The organism is Micropruina sp. (genome assembly GCF_027492755.1).
Lineage (GTDB): Bacteria > Actinomycetota > Actinomycetes > Propionibacteriales > Propionibacteriaceae > Micropruina.
Genome location: NZ_JAPUED010000124.1, coordinates 1 through 10,900, shown reverse-complemented (window position 1 = coordinate 10,900; position 10,900 = coordinate 1). Strand labels below are relative to the sequence as shown.

At 68.2% G+C, this 10,900-nt stretch carries 10 protein-coding genes; 4 read left to right on the top strand and 6 right to left on the bottom strand.

The genetic code is table 11. From position 1 onward, the window contains the following. A partial coding sequence (locus Q0066_RS08865; protein WP_298132107.1) for a TIM-barrel domain-containing protein occupies positions 1–1,452 on the top strand: 1,452 nt, incomplete at its 5' end. Positions 1,453–1,605: 153 nt separating this feature from the next. Here the strand turns inward: Q0066_RS08865 and Q0066_RS08860 are convergent. From Q0066_RS08860 to Q0066_RS08845, 4 genes are all read right to left on the bottom strand, one after another. Beyond that, positions 1,606–2,304: a Pr6Pr family membrane protein gene (locus tag Q0066_RS08860; RefSeq protein ID WP_298132105.1), complete on the bottom strand. Its 699-nt coding sequence runs from the start codon at positions 2,302–2,304 to the stop codon at positions 1,606–1,608. Positions 2,305–2,332: 28 nt separating this feature from the next. Next, complete coding sequence (locus Q0066_RS08855; RefSeq protein ID WP_298132109.1) at positions 2,333–3,151, bottom strand: isoprenyl transferase; 819 nt, start codon at positions 3,149–3,151, stop codon at positions 2,333–2,335. A gap of 81 nt (positions 3,152–3,232) precedes the next feature. Continuing rightward, entirely contained in the window at positions 3,233–4,069 is an 837-nt protein-coding gene (locus Q0066_RS08850; protein WP_298132103.1) for a hemolysin III family protein, read from the bottom strand. 65 nt (positions 4,070–4,134) lie between these two features. After that, positions 4,135–6,171 carry a thioredoxin domain-containing protein gene (locus Q0066_RS08845; RefSeq protein ID WP_298132101.1) on the bottom strand — a complete coding sequence of 679 codons (2,037 nt, stop codon included), beginning with the start codon at positions 6,169–6,171 and terminating at the stop codon, positions 4,135–4,137. 427 nt (positions 6,172–6,598) lie between these two features. Here Q0066_RS08845 and Q0066_RS08840 point away from each other — a divergent pair, with 427 nt between their 5' ends. Beyond that, complete coding sequence (locus Q0066_RS08840; RefSeq protein WP_298132099.1) at positions 6,599–8,395, top strand: ABC transporter ATP-binding protein; 1,797 nt, start codon at positions 6,599–6,601, stop codon at positions 8,393–8,395. A gap of 90 nt (positions 8,396–8,485) precedes the next feature. Here Q0066_RS08840 and Q0066_RS08835 read toward each other — a convergent pair whose 3' ends face one another. Continuing rightward, positions 8,486–8,650, bottom strand: coding sequence for a hypothetical protein (locus tag Q0066_RS08835; protein WP_298132097.1), 165 nt, complete (start codon positions 8,648–8,650; stop codon positions 8,486–8,488). Continuing rightward, positions 8,632–9,567 carry a mycothiol conjugate amidase Mca gene (gene mca / locus Q0066_RS08830; RefSeq protein WP_298132095.1) on the bottom strand — a complete coding sequence of 312 codons (936 nt, stop codon included), beginning with the start codon at positions 9,565–9,567 and terminating at the stop codon, positions 8,632–8,634. Before mca ends, Q0066_RS08835 begins: the two co-directional genes overlap by 19 nt. 70 nt (positions 9,568–9,637) lie before the next feature. Between mca and Q0066_RS08825 the strand changes: the two genes are divergently transcribed. Both Q0066_RS08825 and greA read left to right on the top strand, forming a co-directional pair. Next, a complete protein-coding gene (locus Q0066_RS08825; RefSeq protein WP_298132093.1) occupies positions 9,638–10,039 on the top strand; it encodes a DUF4307 domain-containing protein in 402 nt (133 codons plus the stop codon). Positions 10,040–10,070: 31 nt separating this feature from the next. After that, the gene (gene greA / locus Q0066_RS08820) at positions 10,071–10,583 is read left to right on the top strand and encodes a transcription elongation factor GreA (RefSeq protein ID WP_298132091.1); all 513 of its coding nucleotides are present in this window, start codon (positions 10,071–10,073) and stop codon (positions 10,581–10,583) included. The last annotated feature ends 317 nt before the right edge of the window (positions 10,584–10,900 follow it).

Genomic DNA, 10,900 nt, shown 5'->3' with positions numbered 1-10,900 from the left:
ATGGGCATCGACCCGGCCACCGAGCAGCCGGTCGACTTCGACATCGCCGACCAGCACTTCCTGGCCAACTACTTCGAGCAGGTGCACCACCCGTTGGAGGACTCCGGCGTCGACTTCTGGTGGCTGGACTGGCAACAGGGCACCCATTCATCGCTGGCCGGACTCGATCCGCTGTGGCTGCTGAACCACTTCCACTACCTGGACAGCGCGCGGCGCGGGCAGCGTCCGATCACCTTCTCGCGCTACGCCGGACCGGGTTCGCACCGCTACCCGGTGGGTTTCTCCGGCGACACGATCAACTCGTGGGGCAGCCTGGAGTTCCAGCCACGCTTCACCGCGACGGCCGCCAACATCGGCTTCGGCTGGTGGAGCCACGACATCGGCGGCCACATGTTCGGCTACCGCGACAACGAACTCGTCACTCGCTGGTTCCAGTTGGGTACCTTCTCGCCGATCAACCGGCTGCACTCCACGCTGAGCCGGTTCATGGGCAAGGAGCCATGGAACTATCCAGCCGAGCACGCCGCGGTGATGGTCGACTTCCTGCGGCTGCGGCACCGGCTGCTGCCCTACCTGTACACGATGAACGAGCGGGCGCACCGCACCAACCGGGCGCTGTGCCGTCCGCTGTATCACGTGCATCGGCAGGGCGACGTCTACGTGCAGCGCGCCTACGGTTCGCGCAACACCTTCCTGTTCGGCTCGAAGCTGCTGGTGGCGCCGATCACCGCACCGGCCGATCGCGTCACCGGGCTGGGTGCGGTGACCACCTGGTTGCCCGAGGGCCCCTGGATCGACTTCTTCACCGACCTGCGCTACTCGGGCGGACGGACGGTGCAGCTGCATCGCCCGCTGTCCGGCTACCCCGTGCTGGTCCGTCCGGGCGCGATCGTGCCGATGACCGCCCCCGAGGAGTACGGGGTGGGCAATCCGCCCGCGTTCGAGGTTCATGTCTTCGCGGGCGCGATCGGCTCGTTCACCCTGTACGAGGACGACGACGCGGCGGTGCCGCGAGCCGTCCGGACAACCTTGGAGTGGGACGACGACGCGTCCCGGTTCACCATCGCCCCGGCCGCCGGCGAACTGGACGTGGTGCCGGCACTGCGCCGCTGGACGGTGATCCTGCACGGCATCAGCGACGCCGCGAGCGTGGACGGCGGCGTGGCCACCCCCGGCGCCGGCCGGCTGACCATCGACCTCGGCGAGGTGAACACCGCGGACGGCGTGACGCTGACGCTGACCGCCCCGGTGCGAGGCGGCGGCCCGACGATCGCCGAACGGCTGTTCGACGTCCTGAACGCCGCGCAATGCGACTACGCGGACAAGGAACGTGCCTGGACGATGATCAGCCATCCCGGTGACACGCTGGACGTGCTGCGGCGGCTGGACGGCATCGACCTCCCCGACCCCCTACGTGCCGCACTCAGCGAGATCCTGCTCTCCGACGGCTAGCCCCCGAACCACCGCCTCACCAAGCCCGAAAAGCCCTCCCACGATCGTCATCCCGGACTTGATCCGGGATCTCTCCCTCCTGAGAGCCCGGGATGACGTGAATGATCAGCGCTTCCTCAGGGAGGGCCTAGCCGATCGGCCGGCGCGCGAGCGTCAGCCGGCGCCGCGCCACCTGGACAGGGCGACGACGCCGGCGCCGATCCCGACGATCACCACCGCGACAACCGCGACGTAGCCGGCCACACCCACATAACCACCCGGTACCAGGTGAGGGTCGAGGAACGGATACGGGTACCACCACGGGTCACCGGTGATCGGGCTGACCACGTGGTTCGCGCGGAGCAACGTGTAGCCGATCCAGGCGATCGGCAGAGCGACGATCAGGACGAGCACCCGCCAGCGCAGCGGCCGCCGCCGGGGCGCGAAGAACGCGTCCGCCAGCAGGAGCAACGGTGCGGCGACGTGCAGCACCTCGTTCACCCACGGTGCCGAGATGCCCACCTGCGCATTCCGGAGCAACAGGTTGTAGACCACGCCGGTGGTGATCATGTAGGTCGCCACACAGGCTCTCAGCCGCGCGATCGGCAGCGGCTCGATCACGGCGTCCGACGCGTGACGCAGACCCCAGCCGCCGGCGACCAGCAGGGCGATCGCCGCGGACACGTTCGACAGGATCGTGAAGTAGCTGAAGAAGTTCGTCAGCACCGTCGGCAGGTGGCCGCCGTGCGGAGTCGGATTGGCCAGCGCCGCGGAGATCGAGGCGGTCAACTGGACGACGAGCGCCACCAGGATGAGGGTTGCGCCGGCCAGTCGCAGCCACGACCAGGTGAGGATCGGTTGCCGGATGACCACGCGCCGCACTGTAGCCCCAGTGCGCGGATCAGCGGCCGAAGCGCCGCTCACGCTGGGCGTACGAGCGCAACGCGCGGATGAAGTCGACCTTGCGGAAGTCGGGCCAGAGCGCCTCGTGGAAGTAGAACTCGCTGTGCGCCGACTGCCAGATCAGGAAACCGGACAGCCGCTGCTCACCGGAGGTCCGAATGACCAGATCGGGATCGGGCTGCCCCGCCGTGTACAGATGGGACGCGATCTGGTCGATCTCCAGGGTGCGGGACAGCTCCTCCAGGCTGGTGCCCTTGGCCGCCTCGGCGGCCAGCAGCGAGCGGAAGGCGTCGCGCAACTCGTGGCGTCCGCCGTAGGAGACGGCGATGTTCACGTGCATGCCGTTGCGACCCTCGGTGCTCGCGGACGCCTGGCGCAACCGTGCGGCCATCGTCGGCGGCAGCAGATCGAGGTCACCGACGACCTGCACCCGCCATGGCCCGTCGGCGGCGAGATCGACCACCAGGTCTTCGATCACCTGCAGCAGCGGCGCGAACTCGTGGTCGCTGGACCGATCCAGATTCTCGGTGGACAGCACCCAGACGGTGACCGTCGGAATGCCCACCTCTTCGCACCAGCCGACGAACTCCTTGAGCTTGTCGGCACCCGCGTCATAGCCGACTGCGACGGGTTCGTCGGGGGCGTTGCGCCGAGCCCAGCGGCGGTTGCCGTCCGCCATCACCGCAATGTGCCGGGGCAGCCGATCGGGGCTCAACTCGGCGAGCAGCCGCTGCTCGTAGGTGCGGTAGAGCAACCCGGTCGGATCGAGCGCCGACAGCACTCGGGCGACGCGAGTGGCCAACTCCATGCCGGTCAGAATACCGGCGTGGCACCCCCTCTCGGGTAGTGCCACGGTCCCGAGAAGGTACGGATATCGACAAGGCCTCGACCGAGGCCTTCAGCGCAGCGTGACCAGGGCGATGGCGACGAAATGACAGATCGCGGCCACCACGGTGCAGGCGTGGAAGATCTCGTGGTAGCCGAAGTAGCGCGGGGACGGGTCGGGCCGCTTGAGCGCGTAGACCACCGCGCCCCCGCTGTAGACGAAGCCGCCGACGGCGATCAGCACGAACGCCGGCAGCGGCGCGTTGGCCCAGAACTCACCGATCCAGCCGAGCGCCGCCCACCCCATGGCCAGGTAGAGCAGGGTGTGCAGCCAGCGCGGGGACGAGATCCAGACCAGATTGAAGAACACCCCGGCCAGCGCGGTGAGCCAGACGAACCACAGCAGGGCGGCCCGGCTCGGCGGGCTGAGCAGGGCCAGCGCCAGCGGCGTGTAGGACGCCGCGATGAAGATGAAGATGTTGGCGTGGTCGAGCCGGCGCAGCATCAGCTGGGTCCGCTCGCCCCAGCGACCGCGGTGGTACAGCGCGCTGACGCCGAAGAGTTCGACGGCGGCGAGCAGCCACACCGCGCCACCGATCCGTCCCGTCTGGGTGGGTGCGAGAACGACCAGGGTGATGCCGGCGAGCAACGCGATCGGCGTCATGACCAGATGCAGCCAGCCGCGCAGCAGCGGCTTCGGGAGGGACGTCTCCGCTGGGGTCAGTGACTGTGCGCGGGTCGTGGACATATACCTACGGTACCGTAAGTTACGGAGGTTGGCGCCGTCCTGCAGATCGGTGATCGCCTTGTCCGCATCCTCGGTGCTGAACTCATCGTCCGGGTCGACGTCGGCGAGGCCCTTGCTCAAGCCCTTGGCGTCGGTGACCACCGTGTAGGTGGTGTCGTTCACCTTCGTCACCACCAAGGCCGTTCCACAAGCCGGAACATGGGGAAGGACCGCGCCCGTCCGGCCTGTTACATCCTCTTCCACAGCGCCGCACGCAACTCGCGCACGTCGGTGGCCGGTGCGAAGCAGACCGTTCCGCGGCATACGTATGCGGTGGTCTCACCGTCGCGTACGTCCCGGTCGTCGAAGTGCTGGGCGAAGCCGCGCGTCCCTGCCGGACCGGCGACCAGGGCGGTGCCGGCGGGCGCCATCCGGGCGGCTGCGCGGGTCAGTTCGGTCAGCTGGGCGCCGTCCGGCGTCACCAGCACGGCAACCGCGGGAGCGAGGCGCTTCGCGGCCTGGTCGGCGATCAGTGCGTCGACGAACGCCCAGCCGGCGAAACGGGGCGCCGCCTGGAGGACGCCGAGCAGCGTGGCCGCGGCCCGTTCGGCGCGCACCTCGAAGTCGGACCGATCGGCCAGCAGGCCCACCAGGCGCAGCGCGGCGACCAGACAGGCCGTCCCGGACGGAGTGGGGTTGTCTGCGGTGTCGCGAGCCCGCGCGAAGGGCCGGACGCCGTTGCCGTCGGCCGGCGCGTCGTAGAAGCCGCCGTCGTCGGCCCCGAATCGCTGCAGCGCCGTCTCGAGCAGGGCAACCGCCCGCTCCAACCACACCGCGTCGCCGATCGCGCCCGCCAGCCGGGCGTAGCCGAGCGCCAACGCTCCGTAGTCGTCGGCCATCCCGGAGGCGTCGCTCGGTACGCCGTCCAGGCCCGCGCGCCGCAGCTCGCCGTCCACCATCAGCAGCCAGGACGCCTGTGCGGCGCGCTCGGCGAGTTCCAGCCAGCCCGGCTCGCCGAACACCAGCGCAGCGTTCACCAGCGAGTCGATCGCGAAGCCGTTCCAGGCGGCGACCAGCTTGTCGTCGCGCGCCGGCGCGAACCGTCCGGACCGCACCTCACGCAGCCGGTCGAGGACGGCGTCGAACCGGTCCCAGTCCGGGGTGCCGCGCAGTTGCAGGGTGGAGAGGCCGTGTTCGAAGGTGCCGCGCTGGGTGACGTGGAACACCTCGCAGGCCCAGTCGGAGTCGGCTTCGCCGAGGGCGTCGGTAAGCAGCTCCGGCGACCACACGTAGTAGATGCCCTCGTGCACCATGCCGCGGATGTCGCAGGAGTCGGCGTCCAGGCTGGCGGCGAAACCGCCGCCGTCCAGCTGCAGGTCACGGGCGAGAAAGTCGACGATGCCGCGGACGGCGCGCTCGAACAGCAGCCGCAGCCCGCGATCGTGATCGGCGGTGCGGCACCAAGCGCGGGTGTAGCTGCCGAGCAGCAACGCGTTGTCGTAGAGCATCTTCTCGAAGTGCGGCACCACCCAGCCGGCGTCGACGCTGTAGCGGTGGAAGCCACCGCCCACCTGATCGTGGATGCCGCCGCGCAACATCGCCTCCAGGCTGCGCTGGGCGAGATCGAGCGAGGCCGGCTCACCGGTGACCAGCAGGGCGTCGATCAGCCCGGGCGCCGGGAATTTGGGTGCGCTGCCGAAGCCGCCGTGCACCGGGTCGAAATCGGCCGAGACCTTCTCGGGGAGCTGCGCCAGATCGAGATCACCGGACGCCGGCAAGGTGCCGAACTCATCGCTGAGGTGGGCCACGATCGAGTCCGCACTGGTCAGCACCTCGTCGCGCCGGGACGTCCAGGCGTCCGCCAGAGCGGTGACCAACTGGGCGAAGGACGGCAGCCCGTGTGCCGGCTCCGGCGGGTAGTAGGTGCCGGCGAAGAACGGACGGCCCTCCGGGGTGAGGAAGACTGTCATCGGCCAGCCGCCCTGCCCGGTCAGCGCCTGGGTGGCCTTCATGAAGACGGCGTCGACGTCGGGACGCTCCTCGCGGTCGACCTTGATCGCCACGAAGTGGGCGTTCACCAGGGCCGCCACCTCAGGGTCGGAGAACGACTCGTGGGCCATCACGTGGCACCAATGGCAGGCGGCGTAGCCGACGCTCAACAGAATCGGGACGTCGCGCCGCCGCGCCTCAGCGAACGCGTCCGGCGTCCATGGCCACCAGTCGATCGGGTTCTCCGCGTGCTGGAGCAGATAGGGGCTGGACGCCTCGGCGAGCCGGTTGGCCATTCCTGCGGACTCCTGACGGGTAGCAGATCAAGCGGCTGGCTTCCCAGCCCACGAGGGCTGGCGGCAGCCCGCCCCTCAGCCTAGGACCGATGGCGACACCACCTGGCCAGGTCCATGGAGGCACACTCGACCCACGCCGTAGCGCTGTCGGCCACAGCCCCACTGCGGGACCTCCGACGCGGTTCGCGCCAGCCCTGACTCCGCGCGAGCTTCCTCGCCGCCATCGTTGAGCCGGTGGCCACCGAGAGCGACGGCGCGAGCGAGGTCACCGCCGTTGTCCGGCACCCGGCATCGGGTAGCGCGAGCATCCTCCCCCTGGGCAACAATGACGCCGAGGCCGAGCCGCGCGAGCGTCAGGTCGTGAGCAGACGGTGATCGGACTCCGCGGGTGCGGTGCGATCCTCGCGATCAGGAAGGTCGTAACGAAGTGAGCAGTGAGAGTACCGGGGCCAACGGCGGGCTGGCCTTGGCGGCGAAGATCTGGGGCCGCCTCATCAAGGCTCTGAGTGCGGCAGATCGCAAACGGCTGGCTTGGGCCACGGTGGCCATCGTCCTGGGCAGCATGACGACCGCCGCGGTGCCGGTGATCGTCGGCACGTTCGTCGACGCGGTGTTCCAGGACGGCACGCTGGCCGGTCTCGGCGACGCGATCTGGCCGATGACCTTGCTGCTGCTGGCGTACGCCTTCATCAGTGCCATGGACGTGGCGAAACACCAGCTCGTGCATACCGTGACAACGGGCTTCGAGTCCGACGCCAGGCAGAAGATCTACGGTCATCTCCTTCGCTGGGACCTCAAGCGGTTCCGCGAGGGGTCAGATGGTGCGATCTACGGCCGGGCCAACCGGAGCGTCGAGGGTGCAGCGAAGCTGATCAAGCTCGGAGCAGCCGACCTGGCCCCGGCGCTGCTGGTGGCGATCTTCGCGGTGGTGCTGGCCTGGATCAAATACGGCTGGCTGGGTGCCGTGATGTCGATGGTCATCCCTACCGGTTTCGGCCTGGTGTTCTGGCAGATCCACAGCCAGAACGGCATTCGCGTCGCGCTCAACAGCGCCAAAGAGAGGATCGACGGTTCGGTCGGCGCCTGGCTGGCGATGCTCAAGGTCATTCGCACCTCTGGCACGGAGGGCTACTTCGATCGGCGCGTCGGCGACGAGTGTGACCGGCTTCGGCGCACCGAACTTCGCCACCACATCGCGATGAGCCTGTTCGACGCGGGTAAGGCCGTGAATGAGGCGTTCTGGCTGGTGGTGTGCTTGGTCGTGACGATCACGATGGGTGCGAGCCGCTCCGCTGGTGATCTTGCTGGCGAGGTGCTTCTGTACCTGGCCATCACCAAACCGCTGAGGGAACTGCACCGGGTGTTCGATGAGAGCTCCGAGGCCGCGCTGCAGGCCGACAATCTGCTGAACGATCTCGATGTGCCGTACGACATCTCCTTCGCGGACAGGGCAGCCGTGACCGACCGCCCCGCGACGCCCCTGGCGGCCGAGGACGCGATCGTCTTCGACAACGTGACCTTCAGCTACGACGGCGCGCCGAAGCCGACCCTGGACGGGCTCTCCACGCGCATCAAGGCCGGCGAGCGTGTCGGCATCGTCGGGTCGAGCGGCGGCGGAAAGTCGACGATGCTCGATCTGCTCGCACGTCTGCATCACGGCCATTCGGGCGAGGTACTGCTCCAGGGTCGTCCGGTCGAAGAGATCGGTCGCTCCGAGTTGGTCACGATCTTGGGCTACGTCAGCCAGGAGCCGTCGTTGTTCCCCGGGACCATCCGCGAGAACCTTCTGCTCGGCCGGGAGAACGTCAACGACACCGATCTCGACGACGCCTGCCGTCGCGCCAACATCCTGGGCGAGATCCATGCCCTCCCGAACGGCTATGACACGACGGTCGCGCAACGCGGGTCGAATGTCTCCGGTGGTCAACGCCAGCGCCTCTGCATCGCTCGCGCCCTGCTGGCGACTCCACCGGTCATGCTTCTCGATGAGCCGACGTCCGCGCTGGACGGGCCGTCCCAGGCCGTCGTGCAGCAGGCGATCGATGAGTTGTACGGCGTCACCATGCTGGTCGTTGCCCACCGGCTGAGCACACTGCGAACGATGGACCGAATCATCGTGCTCCACGAGGGCAGGGTCGTTCAGGACGGCCGGTACGACCAGCTCTCCGAAGAGGAGGGCTACTTCGCACAGATGCTCGAGAGCGAGCGCTGGAACGCGGCGTGACTCCGATGCCTCCCGTACCGGCAGCGACATCTCTCGAGATCAGCGCTCAGGTGTTCGCGCAGAGTGCTTGGCAAGTGCCTCCGTACGAAGCTACTGCTCGGTAGGACTCTGGGGTGACTCGGCGTCGCGCCGAGGCACCCGGATCTTGCGGATCTCGTGTCGCATGCTGAGGTAGAGCAGGTACATCAGCCCGGCGATGGCAATCACCATCACCAGGGGAAACCAACTGGCGTCGGCTAGATCGAGTAGGACCATGTGTCGAGCGTAATCGGAGTTCGGGTGTCGATGCCCGCGAACAGGTCGTCCTCGGGCAGGGTGACCGGCACGATCGACTTGGCCAGCTGGAAATCCTCGGTGGGCCAGCCGGCCTGCTGAATGGCCAGCGGCACCGCGAACCATGGACCGTCCGGGTCGATCTGGCTGGCGTGCGCGCGCAGGGCGTGGTCACGCAGCGGGAAGTAGTCGCCGCAGGGCACGAAGGTGGTCAGCCGGTCCTCGACCTCGTCCCGCTCCCAGTTGTTCAGCCACTCCGCGTACGGGCTCTCCAGGCCGTGGGCGTGCATCAGTTCGTCCAGCTTCGCGAACCGGGCCCGGTGGAAACCCATGTGGTAGTAGACCTTGAGGACCTGCCAGGCCGGGCCGTGCTCGGGCCAGGCGTCCGGGTCGGCGGCAGCCTCGACGGCGGCAATCGAGATCTTGTGGCACATGATGTGGTCGGGGTGCGGGTAGCCGCCGTTCTCGTCATACGTGGTCAGCACGTGCGGACGGAACTCGCGAATCACCTTGACCAGCGCCCCGGCGGCCACCTCGGGATCCTGCAGACCGAAGCAACCCTCGGGCAGCGGCGGCAACGGATCGCCCTCGGGCAGGCCGGAATCGACGAAGCCCAGCCACGTCTGCTCGATGCCGAGAATGGTCTTGGCGCGGGCCATCTCCTCGGTGCGCAGGGTGGAGATCCGCGCCCAGTTCTCCGGGGTGTCCATTCGCGGGTTCAGAATCGAGCCCCGTTCGCCACCGGTACACGTGGCGACCAGCACCTTGACACCCTGGGCCACGTACTTGGCGGTGGTGGCGGCACCCTTGGACGACTCGTCGTCGGGATGAGCATGGACGTGCAGCAGCCGCAGCGGCTCGCCGGACGCGTCCACGCGGATCGCGCTGGTGGTGGACATGGGCGCCATTGTGCCCAGCGACGCAAACGGACGGCGTCCGATCCACTCGGCGGACGGGCAGAATGTCCGGGTGACCATCACCGCAGCAGACCGTGAACGGATCCGTCGGCGGTACCCGCCCAAACGCCTGTCGGCGGCCGCGGTCGCCGTCCTGGGCCTCGTCATCCTGGCCCTGATCGGCTACGTGATCTGGGTGGCGTCCCATAAGGCGAACCCGCCGGTGAGCGGACGGATCGACGCCTTCTCCGTGGTCTCCGACAACGAACTGAAGGCCACCCTGGCTATCGACCGCCCCGATCCGGCGCAGCCGGTGAAGTGTTTCCTGGTCGTCCAGGCGGTCAGCTACGAGCGGGTCGGCGAGCGCTGGGTGGAGATCCCGCCGGGCACCGAGCGGGTCACCCAGGTCGAAGTCAGCCTGCGCACCTTCAAGCGCGGGACGGCCGTCACCGTGGACAGCTGCGGGCCTTCCTGAAGACCTTCGAGGAAGTTGGTAGGCTCGCTCGATGGCTGACGAGCAGGTTGACACGGTCTGGCTGACCCAGGAGGCATTCGACGCCGCAACGGCGGAACTCGAACATCTCAAGGGCGCCGGCCGCGCGGCGGTGACCGCCAAGATCGCGCGCGCCCGCGACGAAGGAGATCTGAGCGAGAACGCGGGGTATCACGCGGCTCGCGACGAGCAGGGGCAGCAGGAGCTGCGGATCCGGCAGTTGGAGTCGATGCTCCGACATGCGCAAGTGGGTGAGGCCCCCGCCGGCGACGCCGACCAGGTCTCCCCCGGCTGCAAGGTCACCATCTACTACGACGATGATCCCGACGACACCGACACCTTCCTGCTGGGCTCGCGCGAGTTGATGGCGTTGGCCGGCAACACCGAGGTCGAGGTGTTCTCGCCGCAGTCCCCGCTGGGTTCGGCGATCATCGGCAAGAAGATCGGCGAGACCGCCAGCTACTCCGCACCCAACGGCAAGCCGATCGACGTGACCATTCTCGAGGTCGAACCCTACGTCGGCTGACCCGTTCACCCATCCGCTCTCTACGGGGACGGTTCACCGCAGCGAAGCTCGGGAACCGTCCCCGTCGCACATCCGGGGACGGTTCTTCCGCATTCGCTTTTCGCACTCCCGGGGACGGTTCTCTCGGGTGCCAATTTCGCACGCCTGGGGACGGTTCTCGGGCATGCGGATTTCGCACGTCGAAGAACCGTCCCCGAAGGTTCGGGATTCGCATGTGGAAGAACCGTCCCCGAAAGTGCGAGATTCGCACGTCGAAGAACCGTCCCCGAATGTCAGGGGAGACGGGCGAGCAGGGCTGCGGCCTTGTCCGGAGCCAG